General features: G+C 66.1%; 21 protein-coding genes. 13 read left to right on the top strand and 8 right to left on the bottom strand.

Annotation, left to right across the window (positions count from 1 at the left end; translation table 11 throughout):
- Nucleotides 1-9: 9 nt before the first annotated feature.
- The 3 genes from AC07PV_RS08395 (at nucleotide 10) to AC07PV_RS08385 (ending at nucleotide 2,519) form a co-directional block, all read left to right on the top strand.
- Nucleotides 10-876 carry an HTD2 family dehydratase gene (locus AC07PV_RS08395; protein WP_494629963.1) on the top strand — a complete coding sequence of 289 codons (867 nt, stop codon included), beginning with the start codon at nucleotides 10-12 and terminating at the stop codon, nucleotides 874-876.
- 93 nt (nucleotides 877-969) lie between these two features.
- Nucleotides 970-1,965 carry a Bug family tripartite tricarboxylate transporter substrate binding protein gene (locus AC07PV_RS08390; protein WP_494629962.1) on the top strand — a complete coding sequence of 332 codons (996 nt, stop codon included), beginning with the start codon at nucleotides 970-972 and terminating at the stop codon, nucleotides 1,963-1,965.
- A gap of 260 nt (nucleotides 1,966-2,225) precedes the next feature.
- Nucleotides 2,226-2,519: a DUF4148 domain-containing protein gene (locus AC07PV_RS08385; protein ID WP_369641186.1), complete on the top strand. Its 294-nt coding sequence runs from the start codon at nucleotides 2,226-2,228 to the stop codon at nucleotides 2,517-2,519.
- 275 nt (nucleotides 2,520-2,794) lie between these two features.
- Here the strand turns inward: AC07PV_RS08385 and AC07PV_RS08380 are convergent, their stop codons facing one another.
- Genes AC07PV_RS08380 through AC07PV_RS08365 form a run of 4 tightly spaced genes read right to left on the bottom strand, consistent with a single transcriptional unit; the run spans nucleotide 2,795 to nucleotide 6,261 of the window.
- Entirely contained in the window at nucleotides 2,795-3,769 is a 975-nt protein-coding gene (locus tag AC07PV_RS08380) for a Bug family tripartite tricarboxylate transporter substrate binding protein (RefSeq protein ID WP_218297361.1), read from the bottom strand.
- Nucleotides 3,770-3,802: 33 nt separating this feature from the next.
- A complete protein-coding gene (locus tag AC07PV_RS08375; protein WP_218297360.1) occupies nucleotides 3,803-4,699 on the bottom strand; it encodes an MBL fold metallo-hydrolase in 897 nt (298 codons plus the stop codon).
- 34 nt (nucleotides 4,700-4,733) lie between these two features.
- Entirely contained in the window at nucleotides 4,734-5,720 is a 987-nt protein-coding gene (locus AC07PV_RS08370) for a Bug family tripartite tricarboxylate transporter substrate binding protein (RefSeq protein WP_218297359.1), read from the bottom strand.
- A gap of 37 nt (nucleotides 5,721-5,757) precedes the next feature.
- Nucleotides 5,758-6,261: a 2,4'-dihydroxyacetophenone dioxygenase family protein gene (locus AC07PV_RS08365; RefSeq protein ID WP_494629960.1), complete on the bottom strand. Its 504-nt coding sequence runs from the start codon at nucleotides 6,259-6,261 to the stop codon at nucleotides 5,758-5,760.
- Between the two features lie 101 nt (nucleotides 6,262-6,362).
- Between AC07PV_RS08365 and AC07PV_RS08360 the strand changes: the two genes are divergently transcribed.
- Nucleotides 6,363-7,367: a LacI family DNA-binding transcriptional regulator gene (locus AC07PV_RS08360; RefSeq protein ID WP_218297357.1), complete on the top strand. Its 1,005-nt coding sequence runs from the start codon at nucleotides 6,363-6,365 to the stop codon at nucleotides 7,365-7,367.
- Between the two features lie 30 nt (nucleotides 7,368-7,397).
- On the opposite strand, the gene AC07PV_RS08355 is transcribed toward AC07PV_RS08360, so the two are convergent.
- Nucleotides 7,398-7,841, bottom strand: coding sequence for an ester cyclase (locus tag AC07PV_RS08355; protein WP_218297356.1), 444 nt, complete (start codon nucleotides 7,839-7,841; stop codon nucleotides 7,398-7,400).
- 234 nt (nucleotides 7,842-8,075) lie between these two features.
- Between AC07PV_RS08355 and AC07PV_RS08350 the strand changes: the two genes are divergently transcribed.
- Both AC07PV_RS08350 and AC07PV_RS08345 read left to right on the top strand, forming a co-directional pair.
- Nucleotides 8,076-8,870, top strand: a complete 795-nt coding sequence (locus AC07PV_RS08350) for an SDR family NAD(P)-dependent oxidoreductase (RefSeq protein WP_218297355.1) — start codon at nucleotides 8,076-8,078, stop codon at nucleotides 8,868-8,870.
- Between the two features lie 138 nt (nucleotides 8,871-9,008).
- Complete coding sequence (locus AC07PV_RS08345; protein ID WP_494629959.1) at nucleotides 9,009-10,067, top strand: DMT family transporter; 1,059 nt, start codon at nucleotides 9,009-9,011, stop codon at nucleotides 10,065-10,067.
- Nucleotides 10,068-10,205: 138 nt separating this feature from the next.
- Here the strand turns inward: AC07PV_RS08345 and AC07PV_RS08340 are convergent, their stop codons facing one another.
- Genes AC07PV_RS08340 through AC07PV_RS08330 form a run of 3 tightly spaced genes read right to left on the bottom strand, consistent with a single transcriptional unit; the run spans nucleotide 10,206 to nucleotide 12,995 of the window.
- The gene (locus AC07PV_RS08340; RefSeq protein WP_494629958.1) at nucleotides 10,206-10,925 is read right to left on the bottom strand and encodes a glutamine amidotransferase; all 720 of its coding nucleotides are present in this window, start codon (nucleotides 10,923-10,925) and stop codon (nucleotides 10,206-10,208) included.
- Nucleotides 10,922-11,737 (bottom strand): YggS family pyridoxal phosphate-dependent enzyme, encoded by an 816-nt coding sequence (locus tag AC07PV_RS08335; RefSeq protein WP_494629956.1) that lies wholly within the window; start codon nucleotides 11,735-11,737, stop codon nucleotides 10,922-10,924. The genes AC07PV_RS08340 and AC07PV_RS08335 overlap by 4 nt, the downstream gene beginning before the upstream one ends.
- A complete protein-coding gene (locus AC07PV_RS08330; RefSeq protein ID WP_494629954.1) occupies nucleotides 11,730-12,995 on the bottom strand; it encodes a benzoate/H(+) symporter BenE family transporter in 1,266 nt (421 codons plus the stop codon). The genes AC07PV_RS08335 and AC07PV_RS08330 overlap by 8 nt, the downstream gene beginning before the upstream one ends.
- Before the next feature lie 110 nt (nucleotides 12,996-13,105).
- On the opposite strand from AC07PV_RS08330, the gene pdxR reads away from it, so the two are divergent.
- From pdxR to AC07PV_RS08295, 7 genes are all read left to right on the top strand, one after another.
- Nucleotides 13,106-14,590 carry a MocR-like pyridoxine biosynthesis transcription factor PdxR gene (gene pdxR, locus AC07PV_RS08325; RefSeq protein ID WP_492245723.1) on the top strand — a complete coding sequence of 495 codons (1,485 nt, stop codon included), beginning with the start codon at nucleotides 13,106-13,108 and terminating at the stop codon, nucleotides 14,588-14,590.
- 805 nt (nucleotides 14,591-15,395) lie between these two features.
- Complete coding sequence (pgaA, locus tag AC07PV_RS08320; RefSeq protein WP_494629953.1) at nucleotides 15,396-17,885, top strand: poly-beta-1,6 N-acetyl-D-glucosamine export porin PgaA; 2,490 nt, start codon at nucleotides 15,396-15,398, stop codon at nucleotides 17,883-17,885.
- A complete protein-coding gene (gene pgaB, locus AC07PV_RS08315) occupies nucleotides 17,885-19,981 on the top strand; it encodes a poly-beta-1,6-N-acetyl-D-glucosamine N-deacetylase PgaB (RefSeq protein ID WP_494629951.1) in 2,097 nt (698 codons plus the stop codon). The genes pgaA and pgaB overlap by 1 nt, the downstream gene beginning before the upstream one ends.
- Nucleotides 19,978-21,255 (top strand): poly-beta-1,6-N-acetyl-D-glucosamine synthase, encoded by a 1,278-nt coding sequence (gene pgaC / locus AC07PV_RS08310; protein ID WP_218297347.1) that lies wholly within the window; start codon nucleotides 19,978-19,980, stop codon nucleotides 21,253-21,255. The genes pgaB and pgaC overlap by 4 nt, the downstream gene beginning before the upstream one ends.
- Nucleotides 21,245-21,826: a poly-beta-1,6-N-acetyl-D-glucosamine biosynthesis protein PgaD gene (pgaD, locus tag AC07PV_RS08305; RefSeq protein WP_218297346.1), complete on the top strand. Its 582-nt coding sequence runs from the start codon at nucleotides 21,245-21,247 to the stop codon at nucleotides 21,824-21,826. Before pgaC ends, pgaD begins: the two co-directional genes overlap by 11 nt.
- 50 nt (nucleotides 21,827-21,876) lie before the next feature.
- The gene (locus tag AC07PV_RS08300; RefSeq protein ID WP_494629950.1) at nucleotides 21,877-23,781 is read left to right on the top strand and encodes a sensor histidine kinase; all 1,905 of its coding nucleotides are present in this window, start codon (nucleotides 21,877-21,879) and stop codon (nucleotides 23,779-23,781) included.
- Complete coding sequence (locus AC07PV_RS08295; protein ID WP_218297344.1) at nucleotides 23,781-25,136, top strand: sigma-54-dependent transcriptional regulator; 1,356 nt, start codon at nucleotides 23,781-23,783, stop codon at nucleotides 25,134-25,136. Before AC07PV_RS08300 ends, AC07PV_RS08295 begins: the two co-directional genes overlap by 1 nt.
- Nucleotides 25,137-25,203 lie beyond the last annotated feature (67 nt).

Below are 25,203 nucleotides of genomic sequence, written 5' to 3'. Positions count from 1 at the left end.
GATCACTCCATGAGCACACTGAACACCTCGGATGGCAGCGCCATCGATCTGGATTTCCTTCGAACCTGGATGGGCCGGGAGTCTGTCGCAGAAGACACGCTGTCGGTACGCCATGCCCGCCTCATGGCCGCCACGCTGGGGCTGCCGCAGGCGCAATTCGCCGAAGGCACGCCGCTGCCGCCGTTGTGGCATTGGCTGTATTTCCTGGAAGGGCTTCCCGCCAGCGAACTCGGCCGCGATGGCCATCCGGCCCGGGGTGGGTTCTTGCCTCCGGTGCCCCTGGCGAACCGGATGTGGGCAGGCGGTCGCCTCGCGTTCCACGCACCGGTGGCGCTGGGCACCACGGTGCGCAAGCGCTCCGCCGTCACCTCGGTCGAGCACAAGCGCGGCCGCAGCGGCGACCTGGTTTTCGTCACGGTGCGGCACGAGATTCTCGATGGCCAAACGGTGGCGATCACCGAAGACCACGACATCGTCTACAAGCAACCCACGCCGCCTGGCACGACGCGCGCCGCCGCGGTGGCCATGCCGGCACCGAGCCACAGCGAACCTTTCGAGGCGACCTCCACGGTGCTGTTCCGCTACTCGGCGCTCACCTTCAACGGCCATCGCATCCACTACGACCTGGACTACTGCCGCAACGTCGAGGGCTATGCCAACCTGGTCGTGCACGGACCGCTGCAGGCCACCCTCCTGGCGGGACTTGCGGCACGACTGGGGACGCGGCCGCTCCGGCAATTCCGCTACCGCGGCGTGCAGCCCAATCTGCTCGGCACCCCGCTGACCGTCAATGCGGCGCCCAGCGGCGACGTCCTGACGCTGTGGACTGCGCAGCCGGACGGCGCGGTGTCCATGCAGGCCGAGGCGTCGTTCTAGACGACCTTTCCCACTTTCGCGAAAACCCGAGCACGGGCCGCCCCTGGCGGCCCGAGGACTCGCCACATCCATACACATCCATAGGAGACAACCATGCCCGCTACATCTCGCCGATCCGTTCTCGCCGCGACCGCCAAGGCCGCTCTGGCGGCTGTACTGCCGCTCGCCACGCAACTTGCCTGTGCGCAGGACTACCCCACCAAGCCCATCACCCTCGTGGTGCCCTTCGTGGCGGGTGGGACCACCGACATCCTCGGCCGCATCGTGGCGGATGGTTTGGGCAAGAAGCTGGGCCAGCCCGTGATCGTCGACAACCGTGGCGGTGCTGGCGGCAACATCGGCGCGGCGGCAGTCGCCAACGCCAAGGCCGATGGCTACACCTTGCTGATGGGCTACAACGGAACGAATGCGATCAATCCATCGCTGTATAAAAAGCTGTCCTGGAATCCCGTGAACAGCTTCGATCCGGTGTCGCTCGTGGCGCGTGTCAACAACGTGGTGGTCGTCAACCCGACACTTCCGATCAAGACCTTGCCTGAACTGGTGACCTATGCGAAGGCCAATCCGGGCAAGGTGAACTATGGTTCGGCCGGACCCGGCAGCATCTTTCACCTCGCGGGGGAAATGCTGTCGCAGCAGGCCGGCATTTCCATGACCCATGTGCCTTACAAAGGCGCCGCTCCCGCGCTGACGGATCTGATGGCGGGCCAGACACAGGTCATGTTTTCAACCATACCCACCGCGCTGCCTTTCATCAAATCGGGCCAGTTGCGAGCGATCGCCGTCACCGGCGCTCAGCGATCCCCTCTCTTTTCTCAGTTGCCCACCGCAAGGGAGAGCGGCCTGAAAGACATGGTCGTGGACTCCTGGTTCGGCGTCTTTGCGCCCAAGGGGCTGCCTGCCCCGATCCTTGGCCGCCTGAACCAGGCGCTTCACGAAGTGCTGGTAGACCCCGCCGTCGTGCGGAGTTTGAAAGAACAAGGTGCGGAGCCCGTCGCCTCCACGCCGGCAGAACTGGCCACCTTGTTGGCCAACGACCTGAAAAGCTGGCAGGCCATCGTCAAGAGCGCCAGTGTGTCCCTCGACTGAGGCGGGCTTGGACATGGGAGGGCGAGGGGTTGATGTTCGGCTTGCTGTTGAGAATGGTCTGGGGAGCTGCGCTCCTTTTCGATTGTTCTCAATACTGGAACAGTTAGTTCGCGACCAGGTAGTTTTTCTTTGGATACCCCAGACGTACAGTTCAACCCATCGATGAGCCGAACCCGCAAGGCGACTCACCGAACCCGGTTCAGAAATGGTTTTTGTCCCGGCTTTTTTGAGACGCTTTTTTAACTTCAAGGATTTTCATCATGAACACGACCGCACGTTTCCTCTCCATCGCCGCTGTGGCTGCTTTCGCTTCTTTCGGTGCCCAGGCCGATGAAGCCGATGCTTCGCAGTTCGCCACCAAGTTCGAGACCAACCGCACCCGCGCTGAAGTGCAAGCCGAAGCCGCCACCGTGGCACAGACCCGCTCCATCGAACCCGCCGGTTCGCGTGTGGTGACCTACAAGTCCACCGCCGACCGCGCCGCCGTGCGTGCCCAGGCTGCCGAAGCCGTGCGCACCGGCCAGATCCCTTCGGGCGAATTCAGCGCCATGTAATTGAATTGACGCAGTTGCGGGCCTTCCCATGGTGGCGGTACTTCGCGGGTGCCGCTGCCATGGGGAGTGTTTTGAACAGGCCCGCACTGATGACAAGCAAACTGGGTTCCCTTTGGGAGCCCTTTTTGTTGGTGCAGCGCATCCTTGCCAGCGGCGGGCGATAGGCCGCGAGTGCGGTGACCGCTCCTGCGCCGTGGTCCCCAGCTTCCCGCGAGTGAGCCAACTCGCAGAATCGGCCCGCATCCGCCGCCTTGGCAGGAATGTGGGCGTGGCGCTCAGTTTGGCAGCACGTTCGCGGCTTCCGCCACCTGCTTCCAGGTTGCCACGTCTTCGGCCATCAGCTGGCGCAGTTGCGCTGGCGGCAGGTAGGCCGGCTGTATTCCGAGTTCCAGCATCCGGTCCGCAACGCCTTTGTCCGCCAACGATTCTTTCAGCGCCTCCGTGAGCTTGAGCGTCAACTCCGCCGGCAACCCCCCGGGGGCCAACAGCACCCAGCTGAGCTCGCTCTTGAAATCAATGCCTTGGTCCGGGTAGGTCCCCACGTCCGGCATGCTGGGCGAGCGTGTTCCGCAGATGCCCAGCGCCCGGATCTTGCCTGCTTTCACGAGGGGCGACGCGGTGCCCATGTCGAGCACCGCCACGTTGATGTGGTTGCCCAGAAGGCCTGTGACCAGGTCGGACGAAGACTTGAAGGGGATGTGGTCGAATTTCGCTCCCGCTTTCTGAACCATGACTTCGCCACACAGGTGACCGGTGGAACCATGACCCCAGGTCGCGTACTGAAGCGGTTTGTCGAGGGTCTTGGAGTGCGCGACCAGCCCCTTGAGGTCCTTGGCGGGAAATGCCATCGTGGAAACCACCACGACCCCTGCGGTACCGATGCGGCCAATTTGAGTGAAGTCCTTCACGGGGTCGTAGGGCAGCTTCGCATAGACGGCCGGCGCAATGATGTGGGACGTCATGCCTCCCATCGTGATGGTGTATCCGTCGCTCGGCGACTTGGCCGCCTGGGCGGCCCCGATGGTGCCGCCGGCCCCCACCCTGTTTTCAACGAAGAACGATCCGTTCAAGCGCTTGCCCATCGCTTCGGCGACCAGGCGGCCCAGGGCGTCGCCGCCGCTGCCCGCGGACAAGGGAAGCAAGAGCTTGATGGGACGGTGGGGATAGTCCTTGCCTTGCGCAAGGGCCGCCACGCTCGCCAGCATCACGAGGCCGGCAAGAACGCGAGATAGCTTGAATGTCTTCGTCATCGGTTGTCTCCTTTTTGGGGTTGCACTGGCCCGTCAGCTGAGGTACTTGAACTTGAAGCCGTGACTGCATGAATGGATGCGGCCGGCGGTCGGCGCGGGGAAGTGCATCGTCAGCAGGACGGACGATGTGTCGGCAAATCGCTCACAAAGCCGTTGCCGCGTCTCCCGCGCCAGCGTGGGGTTCCAGTCGCCGGTGTTGATGAGCCCGGGCTCCAGGAAGATGATGGGGTGATGGAAGATGTCGCCCGTCATGACCCCGTGCTGTCCGTTGTCCTTCACATGGACCGTGACGTGGCCTGGCGTATGCCCTTTGGCATCCTCGAGCCAGACGCCTTTGGCCAGGTCTCCATCCACCCTGTGGTTGGAGTCGACCAACAGGGCCTGCCCGGCCTCCACGACCGGCAGCACGCTGTCCAGGAAGGAGCCCTGACCCACCGGAAATTCCGGCCCGCTTTGGTGCTGCCGAAGGAAATGTTCGAACTCTTCCCGTGCAAAGATGTACTTTGCGCGGGGAAAAGTCGGCATCCATCGGCCATCACTGAGCACGGTGTTCCACCCCACATGGTCGGTGTGGAGGTGGGTGCACAGAACCATGTCGATGTCCTCGGGGCCCAGGCCCAGGCGTGCCAGATTGCGCAAGTACTCCTGCGACTTGAACATGTGCTGCCACTTCGCGCGGGGCCGGTCCTTGTGATTTCCGTTGCAGGTGTCCACCAGGATATTGGCCGTCCCCGTGCGCACCAGATAGCTGTGAAAGCTCAGGTTGAGTTTCTTCGTCTCTGGGTGAATCAACGTCGGGCCCAAGGCCTCCTGGTGTTTCAAGACTGCTGACGGTTCAATGTTGGGATAGAGCCAAGTGGGGTCTACCCAGAAATTGTCGATTTCCACGACCTTGTCGACCGTGGTGTTGCCCAGGTGGAGCTGTTTCATCGCAGGAAAAGCACGGATGACGACATGCGGGCACCTAGCCAATGTTCTGGCGCGTCACACCCGCTTCACGGGCAATCCGGGCCCACTGGGCGAACTCGTGGGAGATGACCTTCTTGAAGTCCTCTGGCCCGACGAATTCGGCGATGGCACCGAGCTCTTCGATGCGGCTCTTCACGGCCGCAAGGGCCATCGCCTTGCGCACCTCGTCGGCGATGGTGTGCACGGCATCGGCGGGGGTTCCGGGCGGCGCCATGATGCCCACCCAGAACTCCTTGGTCTCGTTGATGACCAGTCCTGCCTCGTCCATCGTGGGGACATCGCGCATGGCCGGCGATCGGTTCCTGGACATGACCGCCAGCGGCTTCAGGTGTGCGCGTGCCGATGAAATCAGCGGAATGGCGCCCATCATGGCATCCACCTGGCCAGCCATCAGCGCCTGAATAGCCGGAGCGCTGCCGGTAAACGGCACGTGCAGCATCTCCCTGGTGCCGGCGGCGCGGCCGAAGAGCATCATGGCGGCCTGGCCGGTGGTGCCCACGCCCCAGGTCGAGAAGCTCACTTGCTGGCGCTTGGCGAGCGCGATGAATTCGCCAACGTCCTTCACGTCCAGGTCCTTGCGCACGGCCAGCGCGAACGGCACGAAGCACAGCACGGCCACGGGGACGTGGCCTTCGGGGCGGAAGTTCGGATTGTTGAAGAAGTGCGGGTAGATGGTATGGGTGTCGCTGCTGGCGGCCAGCAGGTAGTGGCCGTCTCCTGGCGACTTGCTCAGAATGCCCGATGCCAAGGTTCCCGAGGCGCCAGGCTTGTTGTCCACCACGATGGGTTGGCCCAGGGCATTGCCGATGGCGTTGGAGATCAGTCGGGCAAAGATGTCGGAGTTGCCCCCCGCCTGGCCAGGAACAATCAATTGAATCGGCTTTTTCGCCGTCCATTTGGCTTGCGCCCATGACAGGGCAGGAGCAAACACCGAGGCGGCGACCGCCGCAGTGGTTTTCAGAACGTTTCTGCGCGACTTCATATCATGTCTCCTTTTGCGGTTGAAAATCAGGCCGGGATTATCTGTTTTTGTATCCGGCAGCCCTGGGTGAGATATATTCGGGTATGGAATGCCCTTGTGTCCTTGCATAATTCAATATCCCGTCTTCGATGGCCCCTGCATCGCGGACATTCATGAAGGCCTCGCCATCGAAATTCACATTGGCTCCGTGAACGACCATGAATCCTTCCGCCGGCTCCGGTGCGTCGTCAGGCACGCAAAAAGTGTGGATGGAGCCCGCCGGCTCATAGAGGTAGCTCCCGGCGGTCTGCGGGTTTTGGGGGTACTCGACGTAGTTCCATTGCCCCTTGGTGGTGAAAAAGTGCACCGTACCCGTGTGGAAGTGCTTTGGAAGCCTGGTGCCAGGGGCGAATTTCCCATAAAGCACCCATATTCCATTTTCCCGGTCGAGAAAGAGCGGAATGATTTCCGAGCCCGGTGCTCCGCCCGGGAAATAGTCCATGTTCCTGATATTGACCGTGAGCAGCTCATCTTGTGGGGTCAGCGAGGTGGGGGTTGCCATGGGGTATCCTGTCCGCGTTAATATGAAGAAACGTTTCCGCAAAAACTAAAAATAGGCGTAAAATTGCGGCGATTGAATGATTTGAACGTACGGCGGATTCGATGGCAGCAGTTAGCATTCACGATGTGGCTCGCGTGGCGGGCGTTTCGATCAGCACCGCATCTCGGGCCATGAACCGGGCGGGCCGTGTCAGTGAAGACACGGTGAAAAAGGTTCAGGAGGTTGCGGCGCGCCTGGGTTACCAGCCCAATGCGATTGCGCGGGCCATGCGTTCCAAGCAGAGCCATGCGGTGGGCGTTATCGTGAGCGACATCTCCAATCCGTTCTACGGCCGCCTGGTCAAGACACTCGAGCGCAGCCTGTCCGAAAGTGGCTACGCCTGCTTTGTCGCCAGTTCCAACAACGACATCTCGACCGAAGTCAACCTCGTGCGCCTGTTCAAGAGCCGAGAGGTCGACGGCATCATTCTTGGCCCGTGCCAAACCGACTCCATCGCGCACCTGGTGTCTGAAATCAAAGGCACGCCAACAATTCTGTTCGACCGCGATGGAGGAAACGCACTGAGTTCGGTGAAGGTCGACCACTACCAGGGCACGTGCTCCGCGATGCGCTATCTGATTGCCAGGGGCCACCGGCGCATCGCCCTTCTGACACCGGGCAGCCAGATCCAGCCCATCAAGGACCGGATCCGGGCCTATCAGGACTGCCTCGTGGAAGCGTCCATAGGCTTCGACCCCAGCCTGATTTGCCTGGCGGATTCGTCGATGAACTTTCCTCCCGAGCGGGCCCAGATGCTCCTGAACATGCCGGGAGAGCGGCCCACGGCCTTCCTGTGCCTGGGCACGAAGATTCTGGCGGGCGTCCTGGCCGCGATACGCAGCGCTCGGCGGGCCATCCCGAAAGACGTGAGCGTGATATCCATCGGCGACTCGGACTTCTCGGAACTGCACAGCCCGTCCATCACCTCGCTGGCCTGGGACATCAAGGCGTTGTCGGGCGACATCTCCTCGCTGCTGCTCTCCCAGATGCGAGACGAATCCACAGGCCCCCGTTCGGCCGTTGTGGAGATGCGGCTCATCGAGCGGGAGTCGTGCGCGACCATCTAGCGCGCCGGCCTGAAGGGGTGGGTGTTGCACCTACAGGAGCCCGAGTTGCTGAAGCTTGAGGTCCGGCGAGGTGTAGGGGCGCTCGCAGATGATTTTCGCCGAGCCCGGCTTGAACAGGAACGTGGCCGCCATGCGCACCTTGAAGCTCTTGCCGGTCGGCGCAAACGTCCTGTCGCGCACGCGGAACTCGCCCAGGTGAGTTCCGAAAAGGAAGAACTCCACCAGCACGGTGTTCTGTGCATCGTCGGCGGCGATGGCGATGACTTCGTTGGCTTGGTCCGGGAAGGCCTGGCGCGAAGCGTGGAAGTAGGCGCGAACCTGCTCTTCGCCGTCGTAGACAGCGCCATTGCCATACATCTCATACCGCGGGTGCTCGAAGGTGTCGATGACACCGTCCCAGTCCTGGGTGCACTCGAGCGCCATGTGGTCTCGCACGGTCTGGATGCGCGCCTGGCGCAACTCTTCGTTGGTCATGGGTCCTTTTCCTTGTTGTGGAAACGTTTGCGCTATTTTGCGCAGATTCTGCCAAAGGGTTGACCGGGGTTTACCCTGCCATGCCGACAGGTGTTGATTTCTGAAATTCCCCTAAGGCAATAGGCCAGTTGCACAAATTCACCCGGCGAGCCGCGAGACCGTGGGGTTATCCCCATCCGCTCCATGACGAGGTTGGCATAGCATGAGAGGAAACGTTTCCTCAAAGGATGGGCTATGAAACTGAAAGACAAGGTGGTGCTCGTCACGGGTGCCGGTACCCTGCGCAAGGACTTCACGGACGCAGGGCAGGTGGGCAATGGGACCGCGTGTGCGCTCACCTTCGCGCGGGAAGGCGCGATCGTGGTTTGTGCAGACCGCTCGCTGGACGCCGCCGGGCTCGCTGCAAAGATGATTCACGGGGAATCCGGCCGCGCCCAGGCCGTGCAGATGGACGTCACCGACACGGCGCAAGTGAACGATGTCGTGCGCCAGCTTCTGTCGCAGCACGGGCGCATCGACGTGTTGCACAACAACGTGGGCATTGAAATGCAGGGCGACCTCCTGGAGGTGAAGGATGAGGACTGGGACCGGGTCATGGAGATCAACCTTCGCGGAGCGATGGCCACGTCACGTGCTGTGGTGCCCGGGATGCGCGCCCGCAAGTCGGGCTCCATCATCAATGTCTCGTCCACGGCAAGCCTGAAGTGGAGTCCCATGCAGTTTCTGTCGTACAGCACGTCCAAAGCCGGCCTGAACCACATGACCCGTGTCATTGCCCGGCAATATGCCGCGGACCAGGTGCGTTGCAACTGCATCATCCCCGGCATGATCCGCACCCCCCATGCCGACGCTCTGTACGGCGGCGCGGAAGAGGCTGCAGCCGGCCACCGGGCCCGTGATGCGCGATGCCCGATGGGGCGCCAGGGTTCGCCCTGGGACATCGCCAAGGCCGCGCTGTTTCTTGCCTCGGACGATTCGTCCTACATCACCGGGGTCCAGTTGGTCGTCGATGGGGGCTCGAGCTTGTAGCCACACATGGCAGGCAAGGGCCAGCGCTGCGGGTGCGAACAGCGCCCTGGCCGGAGCCTTTTTTGGAGGCGGGAAAGAAAGAAGAATGCCAGCAGGGCGGGGGCGCCGATCGGGCCGATGGGCAAGAATGGAGCGCTGATGAAAGATCCGACCCACACCCTTCCCGCCCTGCGGGGCGGCCTGCTTGCGTTGCTGGCGGCCGTCCTGTTTGGCATCAGCACGCCGCTGGTGCAGAAACTCGGCCTGGGCGTTGGCCCGTTCACCACGGCGGCGCTGCTCTATGCAGGCGCTGCCTTCATCGGCGCACTGCTGCGCCAGCCCGCCGAGCGGGAGGCGCGCCTGCGGCGTTCAGACTTTCCGCGCCTGCTGGCGATGGCCTTGCTGGGCGCCAGCATCGGCCCCGTGGCCCTGGCCTGGGGTCTGCAGCGCACGAGCGGCACCGGCGCGTCGCTGATGCTGACCCTGGAGGCGCTGTTCACGGCCTTGCTGGCCTGGCGCCTCTACGGCGAAACCATGGACCGCAGAGTGGGACTGGCCGTGGCACTGCTGCTGGCCGGCGGGATCGCCCTCGTGCTGGACCAGGGGCAGAGCGGAAACAGCAGTCAGTTCTGGGGACTGATGGCCGTTGTGGGCGCCACGGCAGCCTGGGGTCTGGACAACACGCTGTCACGTGCGCTGGCGGAGCGTGACCCGGGGCAGGTCGTGGTGGCGAAGGCCGTGCTGGGCGTCACCGCCACGCTGGCGCTGGCCTGGCTGACGGACGAGCCCGCTCCCGCAGCGGGGCCCGCCCTGGGGCTTCTGGCCGTGGGTGCGAGCGGCTATGGCCTGAGCCTGCGTTTCTACCTGCTTGCACAGCGCGCGTTCGGGGCGGCACGCACGGGATCGGTATTTGCCTTTGCTCCGTTCATGGGCGCGGCGCTGGCGCTCATGCTGGGGGATCGCCCCGGGGGGTGGGGCATGCTGCCGGGGGGCGCGCTGATGCTGCTGGGGGTGGCCGTTCATTTGATGGAGTCGCATCACCACGAGCATGCGCACGAGTTCCTGGAACATGAGCACGCCCACACCCATGACGACGGTCACCATGGGCACGCCCATGAGCCCATGCCCGCGAGGCCGCACAGCCATGTGCACGTCCACGGTCCGGTGCGGCACCGCCACGCCCACGTGCCGGATGCCCATCATTCGCACAGGCACTGAGGGGCCCCGCAGCCCTCAGCGCATGCGACGGCGTCGTGCGTCCCGGGCCAGAAATGGGGCTATCCATTTCTGGCCCGGGGTCGGTCCAGGCCGGGCCGGTTCATGGCGGTCGAGATGCGGTGGAATGCCGGGTTTTTCTCACGGAGTCTCCTCCTGAAGGCCTGCCTCGATCCCGTCCAGCCAGGCGGTGAAAGCCGCCCGTGCCGCCAGCGGCAAACCGGGTTGCAAGGCTTGCGCTTCGGCGCGCAATGCGCGCGGATCGATGCCCGCCTGCGCGAGTTCGCAGGCATGGCCGACCAGCCATCGCTCGATCTGGCGGGGGTCGGCTTCCAGATGGCATTGCAGCGCCAGCACGTGGCGTCCCATGCGGAAGGCCTGGTTGGCGCAGGTGGGTGTACCCGCCAGTCGCGTTGCCCCCTCGGGAATGTCGAAGCGGTCGCCATGCCAGTGCAGCACGGGCATGTGGGCCAGCGCCGCCAGCGGCGATGCCTCGCCTTCCGGGGTCAGCACCAGGCGCGCAAAGCCGATTTCCTTGATGCCCATGCTGGCAACACCCGCACCCAGCGCGCGGGCAATCAGCTGCGCGCCCAGGCAGATGCCCAGCAGCGGTCGCCGGCTTTGCAGCCGCTGACGTATCACCGCCAGCTCGTCGTGGATGAAGGGGTAGATGTGGTTATCGAAAGCGCCGATGGGGCCGCCCAGCACCACCAGCAGATCCGCCGCGGTCGTGTCCACGGCGTGCAGATCATCCGTGGTGGCGTCCAGATAGCGCACGGCATAGCCACGCGCCGCCAGCAGCGGCTCGAGCGTGCCCAGGTCTTCAAAATGCAGATGGCGCAGGGCGATGGCGGTTTTCATGGACGTGGCTCCTGGGTGCTGGGCTCGCCGGGCCAGTAGTGGCTGTCGGGCAGGGGGCGGGCGCCAAAGATGGCCTGGCCGACACGCACCACCGTGGCGCCTTCCTCGATGGCGATCTCGAAATCGCCGGACATGCCCATGGACAGTTCCTCCAGGGCGATGTGGGCGGGCGCACTCTGGCGCAAGCGGTCGCGCAAAGTGCGCAGCAGAATGAAGCACTGCCGCACCCGCCCCGCCTCTGGCGAAAACAGCGCGAGCGTCATCAGCCCGCGCACGCGCAGCGCGGGGAAAGCGGGCAGCGCGCGCAGGAACGCCGGAACGTCCTCGGGCGACAGACCGTACTTGCTTGCCTCGCCCGAGGTGTTGACCTGCACGAGCACATCCAGCGCGCGGCCCTCGGCCTGCAGGCGGCGCTCCAGCGCCTCGGCCACGCGCAGACTGTCCAGTGCCTGGAACTCGCTGGCGAAGCGTGCCACCAGCCTGGTCTTGTTCGTCTGCAGATGGCCGATGACCGACCAGCGCAGATCGGCCAGGTCCTGCATGGCTTTCCATTTGCCGAAGGCTTCCTGCACCTTGTTTTCACCCAGCAGGCGGCAACCCGCCGCGTAGGCCAGGCGCAGGCTGGACTCGGGCTTGGTCTTGCTCACCGGCAGCAGGCGCACCCCGGCCGGGTCGCGCCCCGCGCGGCGGCAGGCGGCATCCATGCGGGCGCGCACCGCCGCCAGGTTGTGCCGGAAGTCGTCGACGGAAGCTGCCTGCGGATAGCGGCCATGCTGGCCGTGGCGGGTCTGGGTGTCCGGTGGCTCAAGCATTGGCCTGGTTCCTTTCCCTCTTGATGATCGCGGGCTCTGCGGCCGCTGCCGCGGTGGCGGGGCGCCCGCGGCGCGGCAGTGTGCCATTGAGCACGGCGTGCGCCGCCAGGCCCACCACCAGGCCCCAGAACGCACCACCGATGCCCAGCAGCGTGATATTGGCCGCCGCGGCCAGGAAGGTGATCAGCGACGCTTCACGGGTCTTGGCATCGGCCAGTGCGGTGGCCAAACTGCCGCCGATGGTGCCCAGCAGCGCCAGCCCCGCCAGCGTGGTGATGAAGGTTGCCGGGAATGCCATGAAGACAGCCGCCAGCGTCACGCCGAACACGCCCACGAGGATGTAGCACACGCCTGCGGCGATGCCCGCGATCCAGCGCTTGGACGGATCTTCGTGCGCCTCGCGGCCCGTGGCGATGGCTGCGGTGATGGCGGCGATGTTGAAGGCATGCGAACCGAACGGCGCCATCAGCAGCGAGCCGAGCCCGGTCAGCGCCACGATGGGATTGGCGCTGGTCCTGAACCCGTCATTGCGCAGCACCAGCATGCCGGGCATGTACTGGCCGGTCAGCGTGATGAGGAACAGCGGCAAGGCGACGCTCAGCAGCGCATTGAGCGAGAACGCCGGCATGGTGAAGACCGGGGCGGCGAGCTTCAAGCTCAGTCCCGACAGGTCCACCCGGTCCTGCATGAGCAGAAAGAGCAGGCCCAGCACCAGGATGCCCACGACGGCATAGCGTGCGCTGAAGCGCTTGAGCACCACATACGTCATGATCAGCAAGCCAGCCAGCACCGGATCGATGCCCATGCCGCCGAAAGCCTGGATGCCGAATTGCAGCAGGATGCCCGCGAGCAAGCCTGCGGCCACGCCAGGAGGAATCAGCCGGATCAAGCGCTCGAACCAGCCTGACAGCCCCAGCGCCACAAAGGCCGCGGCGGAGATCAGGTACGCGCCCACCGCTTCGGCATAGGGCGTGGTGGCCAGTGCAGTCACCAGGAACGCCGCTGCCGGCGTGGACCAGGCGGTAATGATCGGCTCGCGCGTCCGCCAGCTGAGCATGAGCCCCGTGACGCCCACGCCAATCGAAATCGACCACACCCACGATGCCGTCAGCTCCGGGCTCAGGCCTGCCACCCTGGCCGCCTGGAACACGAGAATGAAGGTACCGCCGTAGTTGACGATGACGGAAATGAGGCCCGCGACAATGGGATGGGCGAGATCGGACCAGCGGGAAGAGGAGGCGGGCGGTGGGGACGGCATGTGGGATCGGGGCTCCTGAAAGTGGCCCCATGGAGCGGGCCATGGTGCGGATTTATAGGCTTGAAATGGCATACTGTGCCCAGCCAATTTTTCGATGAGATACCGGCCAATTGTTCAAGCATGCGCAACTCGAATCCGTGAAAGCCTGGGTGCTCGATCCAGCGCATGGCGCTTTGCCCCTGCACGCGCGCATTCAGCGCGCCATCCGGCAACTCATCCTCGACGGTGCGCTGGAGGTGGGGGCGCCACTGCCTGCGTCGCGCGCACTGGCAAAGTCGCTGGGCCTGTCCCGCGACACGGTGGAGGCGGCATACAGCCAGCTGCATGCCGAGGGGTTTATCGAACGGCGCGTGGGCAGCGGCAGCTTCGTTTCGGAGAGGGCTCAGCGTTTGCGGGGGCGGGGCACGGGGCGGCGCCCTGCAGCACTGCGGGAACCTCTGCGGCTGAGCCAGCGCGGATCGGCCATGTTCCGCGGCGGTGGGGTGCGGGACTTCCTGGCTCCCCGCCCGTTCGCTCCCGGCGTGCCGGAAACGCGCGGCTTCCCGCTGGCCACCTGGGAGCGGCTGGAGCGGCAGGTGCTGAAGGACTGGGGCACCACGGCACTGCTGCACAGCCCACCGCAAGGGATGGAGCCGCTACGGCGTGCGATTGCGAACTACGTCAATCTCGAACGCGGCGCGCATGCCACGGCCGAGCGTGTGCTGGTGCTCACCAGCTCCCAGCAGGCCCTGACCCTGTGCGCTACCGTGCTGCTGGACGCTGGCGACCGCATCTTCGTTGAAGACCCCGTGTACCACGGCGCGCGCAAGGCGTTCGACGCCGCGGGGCTGGAATGTGTGCCCGTGCCGCTGGATGGGGAGGGAATGCGGGTGGAGCCTCTGCGCAAGGCGCGGCAACCGGGCAAGGCGGTGTTTCTCACGCCTTCGCATCAATTTCCGACCGGAGCCACCCTGGCGCTGGACCGGCGGCTGGACATCATCGAGTGGGCCCGGCAGCACCAGGCCTGGATCATCGAGGATGACTACGACAGCGAGTTCCATTACGCGGGCAAGCCCACGGCCTGCGTGCAGGGCCTGGACCCGAACCGGCGAACGATCTACATCGGCACATTCACCAAGTCGATGTTTCCGGGCTTGCGCATTGCCTTCATGGTGCTGCCGCCCGAACTCGTGGCTCCGATGACCGCCGCACGCACCCTGCTGGATGGGCACAGTGCGCCGATTCCGCAACTGACCCTGGCGCGCTTCATGGAGGGTGGCCATTTCGGGGCCCACGTGCGGACCATGCGTGCCGTCTATTGTGAGCGGCGCGATGCCCTGGAACTGCTCGTGCGCAGGCACCTGGCGGACTTCGTCGAGCCTGAAGTGCCGGACGGCGGCATGCAAATGCCCTGCCGGTTCATTCGCGACATTCCCGAGCTGGAAGCCATGGGCGCAGCGCAGCGTGCCGATATCGATCTGCTGGGACTGACGCCATTGCATGCAGCGGGCACGAGCCGGGCCGGATTCCTCATGGGGTTTGCCGCGTATGCGCCGAAGGAACTGGAGACCGCTGTGAAGAAGCTCGCGCAGGTGTTGCGCACGCTGGATCGTTGAAGGCGGCCGCCCAGTCCGTGGCTGGAAAGGTTTCGGATCCGTCGAGGTTGCTGCCGAAGCCCCATGGCCATTCTGTGGATGCGCAGCGCGGCCATCCACCCGCAGCGACACCCCCCAGCCGCAAGGCGCCCAGCGTATGGGGGCGGTCTGTCGGCTCATTGGCCGCCGGCACGGGCCGGACAAGCCCGGGGTTGTCTTTCCTTCAGGCACATGCCGCGTCCCGGGTGAACGCGGGCGCAGGGCACCACCGCGCGGCATGTGCGGATTTCCAGCCTCTCCGGTTTTCTGGGATGGATTTTCATCCAGGAATGCGGGAAAGGTGCCGCCATGGAAATGGAAATCTCTTTGAAATCAATGACTTCCAAGGATGGCGCCGTGTGGCACATGCGTTGCTAGATGGACATTCGTTGATCGGTTCATCGATTGCAGAAATGGATGCCGTGTGAACCATCTTCTTGCGTGATTTCAAGCCGCCATGAACAAGGCGGCTTCGTCCAACACAGGTTCAGGAACCCCCATCTCCATGCTGTCACACCCCAAGCCGCACGCCCCTCCACCCTGCCTCCACCCGTCTTGCCAGGCAGTCATCGGCGATGACGGCGAGCGCCTGGGGTGTGCATGGGCGCCGCGCACTGCTGCCAAATTCCATCGATAGCCGGATTGCCGAGTGCCAGTCCTCCAACAAGACGGCGGATCGTTTGCCGCGGAACGGCCATCCGGGGCTGTCGGCGCAGTTCCGCTGCGGCATCGAGGGTGGTCAACGGCTTTCCCTCCCATCGCCTGCGCATTGATGCTGGGTGCCTCGGTGGCATTCGCGAACCCGGCGGACTCCGCCCCAGCTGCCACGGGCCGCAGTTCCATGGCCTATGACCCGCAGCGGCATGATGCCTTGATCCTGGCGCACCGCGGGGGGCATGTCCCCCCGGCCCAAGCGCTGCAGCAGTTGAAGGACTGGCTCGACGTGCCATTGAGCGACAGCGTGCGCCAGCGTCTGGTCTCCGACGCCGTCGTGATGGCGACCGCCGGCGGCCAGTTCGCCGAAGCCGTGACATTGGGACGCCAGCAAACCGCGGCGGGGTTGAGCGACTACGCGCTGGAGGCGCTCGCCGTGGCCGCGCGGCGCGTGCAGGACACCGCGCTGCAAGGCGACACCATCAGCATCTGGCGCGCGCGGCAGCCGCAGGCGCTCGGACCCCGCATCCACGAAGCTTTCTGGCGCCTCGACAGCGGAGATGTCTTGGGCGCGAAAACAATCAGCGAGGCGCTCATGCGGAAAGCGGTAGAGCACATCGAAGTCCGTGTCGCGCTGCTGGAGTTGCGCGCTGCCGTGGCCCGCGCCGAAGACCAGCCACTGATCGCGATGGCCGCCTACGCCGAGGCCGGTGCGCTGCGCCCCGAGCGCCTGGACATTCGCCGCGAGGCCGACTTTCTGCTCGCCGACAACGGCGCGGCGCCTACCGCCTTCGACGACGCCGAAGCAGCCGCAGGGAAAAACCCCGGCGCCTTTTCCGCGCTGGCGCTGTCCATGCTGCAGCAGAAGGCACTGGCCCAGCGGCTGCGCTGGGCCCTCCAGGAGCGCGACCAACGCCGGGGCGTGGCGCGCGTGGTCGCACTCGACAAGGTGCTGGCCGACCAGGAGGCCGCCCTGGTCCGGCTCGAAGCCGCGGCGCAGCAGGCCCGCGGCGCGGACGCCGAGGCCTGGCGCGTGCTGCGCAGGAATCTTGAGTCCGATCGGCTGCTCGCGCTGGTGGAGCGTGGCCGTCCCGGGGACGCCGTCGCGCTCTACGAAACCCTGAGCTTGGCGGGCATCGACCTGCCGTTCCACGGACTCGCCGCGGCGGCCCGCGCTTTCGCGCAGGAGCGCCGTTCGGCCGAGGCCGTGCCCCTGTATGAAGCCGCCATCGCGAAGGGTGGGGCGGACGTGCCGATGCCGGGCGAAATCCACTTCGGTCTGGTCTATGCCTACCTGGACACCGGCCGCTTCGAACAGGCTGAAGCGCTGCTCAAGCGGCTCGAGGAGAGCACGCCGGCGCTCACGCGCCTGGCACCCGAACCTGGCCGGCCCAACAGCCAATACACCGAGGTGATTGGCATGCGTGCGCTGATGCAGCTTTACACCGACCGGCTCGCGCTTGCTCAGCAGAGCTTCACGGCGCTGACGCTGGACGCGCCGCTCAACGCGGGCTATGCCCTTGGCGCCAGTCTCACCGAGCGCTTGCGCGAACGCCCCGAGGCCGGGCTCGCGCGCCTTGAGGCGCAGATGGCGGACCATCCCGACGACATCGGCATGCGCGTCGGCCATGTCGAGGCGCTGCTCGGTGCGGGCTGGTTCGGCGAAGCCCGCCAGCGCGCCGCATCGCTGGTGGCCGATGTTCCCGACAGCCTGCAGGTGCGCGACATGGAACGCAAGCGCGATACCCTCACCGGTGCGCGGCTTGAGGTCGACGCCGCGGCGTCGCGTGGTGGCGCCGTGATCGCCAGCAGCGAGTGGCGCATCGACAGCCGGCTGAGTTCGGGACTCACCGCAGACCAGTGGCGCGTGTTCTACGACCAGTCGCTCGCCCAGGGCAGCACCGAGGCCGGCAACGCCAAAAGGGTCCGTGGTGGCCTCGGCCTGCGCTGGCAGCGCGGTCCCTGGGTGGCCGAAGGTGCTCTGCAGCATGCCGCTGCCGGCCCTTACCGCAACGGGGTGGCCGGTCGCGTCGATTACCGCGCCAGCGATGCCTGGCGGCTGTGGGCTGCCTACGATGGCGACAGCAAGGAACTGCCCTGGAAGGCGCGGGTAGCTGGCACAGGCGCGCGCGAGATGGCGGGCGGCGTGGGCCATGTGGTGAACGAGGCGCGCCGCTTCAACCTGCAGTGGCAGCGCCTGGATTTCAGCGACGGCAATGTGCGCAGCGGCCTGGGCCTGGGCTGGACCGAGCGCTGGGTCAGCACGCCGCGCGTCCAGGCCGAGACCCGGCTCGAGGCCGGCACGGGCCGTGGCCGCGTGCTGGACACGCCGTACTTCAACCCGCCGCGCGATGCCAGCGTGCGGCTTGCGGCGCGGGCCCAATGGCTCACGTGGAAGAGCGACGACCGGCAGTTCTTCCAGGCCATCGAGGTCGGTGGCGGCAACTATCACCAGCGCGGCTTCGGCAGCGGACCGCTGTGGAGCCTGCGCTATGAACACAGCTGGAGCCTGGGCCAGCGGCTCACGCTGCGCTACGGCCTGGGCATCGCCAGCCATCCCTACGACGGCGTGCGCGAACGACAGCGCAGCGTCTTTCTGAACTTCTCGATGCCCCTGCAGTGATGTCCGCAAAGAACACCTTCCCCTTCCTGCGGGCCGCCATGGCATGGCTGCTGATCGGGCTTGCGCTGTGCGCGCTGTCCCGGCTTGCGCCCGCCCAACCGCTGCCGCCGGCTGACCCCGACGATGGCGTGAGCTTTCGCGTGATCTCGTTCCATGACGTGCGCACCGGCGTGCGCGCCAGTTTCGAGAGCTCGCCCGATGCCACCGCCATTGACGACCGCACGCTCGTGGAGGTGTTCGCCTGGCTGCAGTACAGCGGCTACCACCCGGTGAGCCTGCAGCAGATCATCGACGCGCGTGCGGGCGGCCGGCCCCTGCCCGTCCGGCCCGTGCTGTTGACCTTCGACGACGGCTACCGCAGCGCCTACACCAAGGTGTTTCCGCTGCTCAAGCGCTACGGGTACCCGGCGCTGTTCGCGCTGGTGACGAGCTGGCTCGAGGTGCCCGAAGGCCAGCCGGTGCACTGGGGCGACAAGCCGGCGCCGCGCGAGAACTTCCTGCTCTGGCGCGAGGCCGCCGAAATGGCGCGCTCGGGCCTGGCCGAGTTCGCCAGCCACAGCGATGCCATGCACATGGGCATCCAGGCCAACCCGCAGGGGAACATGCTGGCGGCCGCCGCCACGCATCGCTACGATCCCGGGGCCGGCCGCTACGAAGAAGATGCCGCCTACCTGCACCGCATCGAGACCGACCTGCGCCGCAGCCGGGAGATCATCGAGGCGCGCACCGGCGCCAGGGTCCGCGCCACCGTCTGGCCTTATGGCGCCTACAACGCGATGGCGCTGCGGGCCTCCGAGCGCGCGGGCATGCCGATCACCTTCACGCTGGACGATGGCCCCAATACGGCCGCCGTGCCGCTCGCACGCATCCGCCGCGCGCTGGCCGTCTACGACAATGCGGCGCCCGAATACGCCCAGCTCCTGCGCAGCCCTGCGGGCGGCGAGACGCGGCCTGTCAACCGCGTGATGCACGTGGACCTTGACTATGTGTACGACCCCGATCCGGGACAGCAGGAGCGCAACCTTTCGGCACTGATCGAGCGTGTGGCCGCCGTGCGGCCGCGCTCGGTGTTCCTGCAGGCCTACGCCGACCCCGATGGCGACGGCGTGGCCGATGCCATGTACTTCCCGAACCGCCATCTGCCCGTGCGCGCCGACCTGTTCGGCCGCGCTGCCTGGCAGCTGCGCAGCCGCGCCGGCGTGAAGGTCTATGCCTGGATGCCGGTGATGGCCTACCGTCTGCCGGCTTCGCATCCGCTGTCTGCCCATACGGTGATGACGCGGGGCGGCAAGGCGCCGGCCGACCGCTATCACCGGCTCACGCCCTTCCATCCGGCGGTGCGCACGCTGATCGGCGACATCTATGAAGACCTGGGCCGCTACACCTTCTTCGATGGCCTGCTGTTCCACGACGACGCAATGCTGGCCGACGACGAGGACGCCTCTCCCGACGCGCTGTCCGCCTACGCCCGCTGGGGCCTGCCGCCCGACGTGGGCGCCATCCACTCCGATCCGGCGCTGCGGTCCCGCTGGACCACCGCCAAGACCCGCCACCTCATCGAGTTCACCCAGGAGCTCCTGGGCCGGGTGGGCGCCTGGCGGCCGACGCTGGAAACCGCGCGCAACCTGTACGCCCGGCCCGTGCTCGAACCCGAGGCGGAGCAATGGTTCGCGCAAAACTACGAAGCATCGCTCGCGGCCTACGACTATGTTGCGCTGATGGCCATGCCGCGCATGGAGCGCGAGAGCGATGCCCAGGGCTGGCTTGCCCGGCTGGCGCGCCGCGCAGCCGACACCCCCCGTGGCCTGGACGGCACCGTGTTCGAATTGCAGGCCCGCGACTGGCATACCGGAAAGCCCGTGCCCAACGACGAGCTCACGCGCCAGTGGGCGCAGCTGCAGCGCGCAGGCGTGCGGCACCTGGGCTACTACCCGGATGACTTTCTTGGCAACCATCCCTCGCTCGACACGGTGCGCCGCGCGATCTCGGTGCGCAAGCTGCTGCCGCGCGCGCTGCGCTCGCCGGCGGGTGCAGCGGCGACGGTCCCTCCACAGACGGGGCCTGCGGTCCCTGCGCAGGCCGGGGAATCCCGATGACCTCCGGCCCGTGGCTCGTCCAGGCGCTGCCCTCGTTGCTCTTCGGTTTCGTTTTCTACTACCCGTTCTTCATGGCGTGGGTGTGGATGGCCGGCGGCCTTTCGCACGCGTGGGCGTTCGAACGCAAGGACGACGTAGAGACCGACCCTTTGCTGGCATTGCCCTCGCGGCCGTTCGTCACGGTGGTGGTCCCTTGTTTCAATGAGGCGCCTCACCTGCGAGAAGTGATCGAGCAGCTGATGCGCACGCGCTACCCGAACTATGAAGTGATCGCCGTCAATGATGGCAGCACCGATGGAACTGGCGAGCTGCTCGACGCGATGACGCTGGAGTTCAGCCGCCTGCGCGTGATCCACAACGCCAGCAACCAGGGCAAGGCCGTCGGCCTCAACACCGCGAGCCAGCTCGCGCGCGGCGAGTACATTCTCGGCATCGACGGGGACGCGCTGGTGGACCCCAACGCCATCGCCTGGATGCTGCGGCGCATGCTGGTCTCGGACCGCATTGGCGCCGTCACGGGCAACCCGCGCATCCGTACGCGCACCACGCTGCTCGGGCGCATGCAGGTGGGTGAGTTCTCCTCGATCATCGGTCTCATCAAGCGCTCGCAGCAGCTTGTCGGCACGCTGTTCACGGTGTCCGGCGTGCTCGCCATGTTCCGCCGCCGCGCGGTACTCGAGGTGGGCTTCTGGAGCCCCGATGTGCTCACCGAAGACATCGACATCAGCTGGAAGTTGCAGCTCCTTGGCTGGCGGCTGCGGTTCGAGCCGCGCGCGCTGTGCTGGATTCTGATGCCGGAAACCCTGCGCGGCCTCTGGAAACAACGCCTGCGCTGGGCGGTGGGCGGTATCCAGACCATGCTGCGCATCACGCCCTCCATCCTGCGTCTGCGCAGCTGGCGCCTGTGGCTCATCTATGGCGAATACATGGCGAGCGTGGTGTGGGCCTACGCGATGGCGATCGTGCTGCTGATCAGCGCGATGCGTCCGCTGCTGCCGCAGGAGTCGGTCTGGCACTCCACGCTTCTTCCGCACTGGCAAGGCACGCTGCTGGCCATGACCTGCATCCTGCAGATGCTGCTGAGCCTGTGGATCGACCGGCGCTACGACCGCGATCTCATGCGCTATTTCGCGGGAACGATTTGGTATCCGATCGCATTCTGGACCATCACGATGACCACCACCGTGGTCGCGCTTCCCAACGCTCTGATGCGCCGCCGCGGCAAGCGCGCTGTGTGGACGAGCCCCGACCGAGGAGTCTCCGATGTCTCATGAGCCTGACGACCATTCCCTGCCGCCCGCGCCGCACGCCGACGTGCGCCCACCGAGCCGGCGGCATTCCTGGGGGCAGCCAGTGGGCGAGGAGCCGATCATCGATGCCGCCCGGGTCTCGCTGCAGGCGTTCGGCGCGGGGCGGTCACCGCGGCGCACGCTCGCCATGTACCTCTGGCTGCGCGTGCTGCGCCCTGCGCTCACCCTCGCGATCTGGTTCTGTGCGGTCTGGTACGCTTGGCCCTATGTGCTCAATGCCCGCTCGCAGCCCGAAGTGCTACATCTGCTTGGCCTGTACGCGGCAGTGATCGCCGCGATCCTTGTATCGATGCTGGTGGTGGCACCGTGGCGCCGCCGCCAGCATGAACGCGAGGCGCCATCCACCCATGAGCCATCGTCGCTGTCCGCATTGGCCTCCTACATTGACGTGCCGCCCGCCCGCCTGTCGTCCTGGCAGCGCACGCGGCAGCTGCTGGTTCACCACGACCATGAAGGGCAGCTCAGGGATGCCACCGACACCACCCCCGGGGAGCTGGAGCCCGAGCCCCCTGCATCGCGCCGGGGACGGCGCTGATGGAAGAATGGGCCTGCGCCGTGCAGGCAGGTTGACCCCACGGATCGCCCATGACGACACCCCGCAATGCCTCTTCGCTGCGGGTCTTGCCTGCGGCGGATCCGGCGCGCGATGCATCCTCGGGCGATCTCTCGATACCCGCCCGGGCGGGCACGACGCTCCGCTGGCGGTGGCGCCACGTTGTCGTGCTGGCGGCATGCGCGCTGTGCGGCGCGGTCGCCTATGTGGCCTCCTTCACTTTCTATCGGGAAGAGCAGGCCCGGGGCGCCGCGAAACGCCTCGAGTTTGTCGTGCTCAGCCTGCAGGCGCTCGTCCATCGCAACGAAGCCCTGCCAGGCATCATCGGACTCAAGTCAACGCTTGGCTCGCTGCTGGACACGAACACGCTGGCGGCCCAGGCCGCCGCCAACGCGTATCTTGAAACAGTGGCGAAGGCCTCCGGCATTTCTGCCGTCTACCTGCTGGATGCCGGCGGGACGACGCTGGCTTCGAGCAACTGGAACCAGGTGCTGACCTTCGTTGGCGAGAACTATGCCTATCGGCCTTACTTCAAGGATGCGATGGCGGGCCGCACCGGGCGCTTCTACGGCATCGGATCCACCACCGGCGAAGCCGGCTACTTCCTGGCGGCCGGCGTGGTGGCGCCGGGCGGCGCCCGCGGTGTGATCGCGGTCAAGCTCTCGCTCGAAAAGTTCGAGGAAGCCATGCGGCAGAGCACCGACGTGGTGATCCTCACGGACCGCGAGGGCGTGGTCATTCTCAGCTCCGTTCCCGAGTGGCGGTACCGCACCGTCGCCGCGCTCGCACCGGCCGCGCGCGACCGCATCCGGCAATCGCGGCAGTATGGGGACCTGCCGCTGCTCGCGCTGCTCGGGCCGGGGCTGGATTTCACCCGGTCCCACGCAACGCTCGTGCGCGAAGGGGGCATCACGCACTACACCATGGCCACCCATGCGAGCGAAGATCTGGGTTGGCGTGCCGCACTTCTGGTGGACCAGGCACCCTCGCGCCGCGCCGCCGTCCTGGCCGCACTGGCCGCCGCCTCCGTCGTCGCCTTCCTGGGGGCGCTCACCATCGGCTTTCAGGAAGGCCGGTATCGTCGTGAGGAGATGCGCAAAGCCAAGCGCGCGCTGGTGGAAGCGAATGCCCGGCTTGAGCAGCGCATCATCGAGCGCACGGCGGATATCAGCCACGCCAATGCCTCGCTGGAACGCAAGATAGAAGAACTGCGTCGTACCGAGGCGATTCTTCATGAGACGCGGGACGGTGCGGTGCATGCGGGCAAGCTCGCCGTGCTCGGGCAGATGTCTGCGGGCATGGGCCACGAGCTCAGCCAGCCGCTCACCGCGCTGCGGACCCTGTCGGACAACGCGATCACGCTGCTTGACGGCGCGCGCCTGGAAGAGGTGCGCGAGAACCTTCACCTCATCAGCGAACTCACCGCCCGCATGGGGCGCATCATGGCGCTGCTCAAGGCCTTTGCCCGCGCCGACAGCACCAGCCTCGAACCCGTGGCCATGGACATGGCGATCCATCATGCGCTCATGCTCGTAGAGTCTCGGCGGTGCGAGGTGCGGGCGGATATCCTGGTCAGCTCAACGCTGGCGACCCGCCCGGTGCGGGCCGACGCCACCCGGCTCGAACAGGTGCTCGTGAACTTGATGCGCAATGCGCTCGACGCGGTCGAGTCCCGGGCGGAGCGCCTGGTGAGGGTGGCGGTCCGGCAAAAAGGGCGCCATGCCGTCATCTCCGTCAGCGACACGGGCGGCGGCATCGCGCCAGAGGCCATGCAACGGCTGTTCGAACCGTTCTACACCACCAAGCCCGCGGGCGCGGGGCTGGGTCTTGGGCTCGCCCTTTCGCAAAGCATCGTCGAGAGCTTCGGCGGGCGCATCGAAGCGCGCAACCTGGACCGGCAGGGCGCGCTCTTCACCATCACGCTGGAGGTCTATTGATGCCCGTGCCACCCATCCCTGCCGACGAAAGGCCGCGAGTTCTCCTCGTGGATGACGAGCCCGCCGTGCGGCGCGGCCTCGAGCAAGCCATGGTGCTTGCCGGCATCGCCGTGAAGGCGGTCGGCAGCGCGGAGGCCGCGCTGGATGTTTTCGAGGACGTGCAGCCGTGGGCCGTCGTGAGCGACGTCAAGTTGCCCGGCATGGATGGCCTGGAGCTGCTCAACAGATTGCGCCAGCATGATCGTGAAGTCGCGATGGTTCTCATCACCGGGCACGGGCACGTCGCCATGGCGGTGCAGGCAATGCGCGAAGGCGCCTACGATTTCATAGAGAAGCCGTTTTCCTCGGAAACGCTGGTCGGCGTCGTGCGCCGGGCCGTCGAGCGGCGCGTGCTGCTGGAAGAGAACCGGCGCCTGCGTGAGCGCTTGCCTTGCGAAGAGGGGCGTCCGCTCATTGGCCAGACACCCGCCATGCAGCGTGTCCGCCAGCTGGTTCGCGCACTGGCGGCGACCAACGTGGATGTCCTGATCGCCGGTGAGACGGGCGCGGGCAAGGAGGTCGTGGCAAGGGCGATTCATGCCGCCAGCGGCCGCAGCGGGCCCTTTGTTGCGCTCAACTGCAGCGCCCTGCCAGAGAGCGTCATCGAGAGTGAAATCTTCGGCCACGAGGTGGGTGCCTTCACCGGCGCCGCCAAGCGGCGCGTGGGGCGCATCGAGTTCGCCAACAAAGGCACATTGTTCCTCGATGAAATCGAGTCGATGCCGCTCTCCGTTCAACTGAAGCTGCTGCGGGTGCTGCAGGAGCGCGAGATCGAACGGCTGGGCAGCAATGTCTCCATACCCGTCGATTGCCGCGTGCTCGCCGCCGTCAAGGGGGACCTCAAGGCCATGACGGCGGCAGGCCGATTCCGCGAGGATTTGTTCTACCGGCTCAATGTGGTGACGATCGACGTCCCGCCATTGCGCGATCGCATGCCGGACATCCCGCTGCTCATGGCCCACTTCCTGCGCGAGTTCGCCCAACACCACGGCATGGCGCAACCGGAATGGAGCGATGACGACCTGCGCCGCTGGAAGGCCCACCGGTGGCCCGGCAATATCCGCGAGCTGCGCAACGTTGCCGAGAGGCTTTGCCTGGGCCTGCCCGACGGGCTTTCGCAAGCCGATCCGCCGCCGGTTTCTACGTCGCTCACCGCGCGCGTGGACGAAACAGAGGCCGCGCTGATACGTGAAGCGCTTCGCCAGGCACGGGGCCGCGTGGCCCAGGCCGCCGAGCAGCTCCATCTCCCCCGAAAGACGCTGTACGACAAGTTGCGCCGGCATGGCCTGGTGGCAAGAGACTTCCTGCGCGGCTAGGGTCCCGCTGCGCACGGAAGTCCCCATCGCACAGTCTTCTTCGCTCGATGGCGGCACTTCATGCCCT

It is taken from the genome of Acidovorax sp. GW821-FHT09A11 (assembly GCF_059418365.1).
Note: the sequence above shows the minus strand (reverse complement) of the source record. Positions and strands in the feature narration are given on the sequence as shown.

Bases quoted from the DNA above. Each gene is read 5' to 3' on its own strand.
- pgaB (WP_494629951.1), top strand. From the start codon at position 17,885: ATGTCCGCAAAGAACACCTTCCCCTTCCTGCGGGCCGCCATGGCATGG.
- AC07PV_RS08335 (WP_494629956.1), bottom strand. From the start codon at position 11,737: ATGCTTGAGCCACCGGACACCCAGACCCGCCACGGCCAGCATGGCCGC.
- pgaC (WP_218297347.1), top strand. From the start codon at position 19,978: ATGACCTCCGGCCCGTGGCTCGTCCAGGCGCTGCCCTCGTTGCTCTTC.
- AC07PV_RS08370 (WP_218297359.1), bottom strand. From the start codon at position 5,720: ATGAAGTCGCGCAGAAACGTTCTGAAAACCACTGCGGCGGTCGCCGCC.
- AC07PV_RS08395 (WP_494629963.1), top strand. From the start codon at position 10: ATGAGCACACTGAACACCTCGGATGGCAGCGCCATCGATCTGGATTTC.
- AC07PV_RS08345 (WP_494629959.1), top strand. From the start codon at position 9,009: ATGAAAGATCCGACCCACACCCTTCCCGCCCTGCGGGGCGGCCTGCTT.
- AC07PV_RS08340 (WP_494629958.1), bottom strand. From the start codon at position 10,925: ATGAAAACCGCCATCGCCCTGCGCCATCTGCATTTTGAAGACCTGGGC.
- AC07PV_RS08360 (WP_218297357.1), top strand. From the start codon at position 6,363: ATGGCAGCAGTTAGCATTCACGATGTGGCTCGCGTGGCGGGCGTTTCG.
- AC07PV_RS08375 (WP_218297360.1), bottom strand. From the start codon at position 4,699: ATGAAACAGCTCCACCTGGGCAACACCACGGTCGACAAGGTCGTGGAA.
- AC07PV_RS08390 (WP_494629962.1), top strand. From the start codon at position 970: ATGCCCGCTACATCTCGCCGATCCGTTCTCGCCGCGACCGCCAAGGCC.
- AC07PV_RS08365 (WP_494629960.1), bottom strand. From the start codon at position 6,261: ATGGCAACCCCCACCTCGCTGACCCCACAAGATGAGCTGCTCACGGTC.
- AC07PV_RS08350 (WP_218297355.1), top strand. From the start codon at position 8,076: ATGAAACTGAAAGACAAGGTGGTGCTCGTCACGGGTGCCGGTACCCTG.
- AC07PV_RS08380 (WP_218297361.1), bottom strand. From the start codon at position 3,769: ATGACGAAGACATTCAAGCTATCTCGCGTTCTTGCCGGCCTCGTGATG.
- AC07PV_RS08300 (WP_494629950.1), top strand. From the start codon at position 21,877: ATGACGACACCCCGCAATGCCTCTTCGCTGCGGGTCTTGCCTGCGGCG.
- AC07PV_RS08385 (WP_369641186.1), top strand. From the start codon at position 2,226: ATGAACACGACCGCACGTTTCCTCTCCATCGCCGCTGTGGCTGCTTTC.
- AC07PV_RS08295 (WP_218297344.1), top strand. From the start codon at position 23,781: ATGCCCGTGCCACCCATCCCTGCCGACGAAAGGCCGCGAGTTCTCCTC.
- AC07PV_RS08355 (WP_218297356.1), bottom strand. From the start codon at position 7,841: ATGACCAACGAAGAGTTGCGCCAGGCGCGCATCCAGACCGTGCGAGAC.
- AC07PV_RS08330 (WP_494629954.1), bottom strand. From the start codon at position 12,995: ATGCCGTCCCCACCGCCCGCCTCCTCTTCCCGCTGGTCCGATCTCGCC.
- pgaD (WP_218297346.1), top strand. From the start codon at position 21,245: ATGTCTCATGAGCCTGACGACCATTCCCTGCCGCCCGCGCCGCACGCC.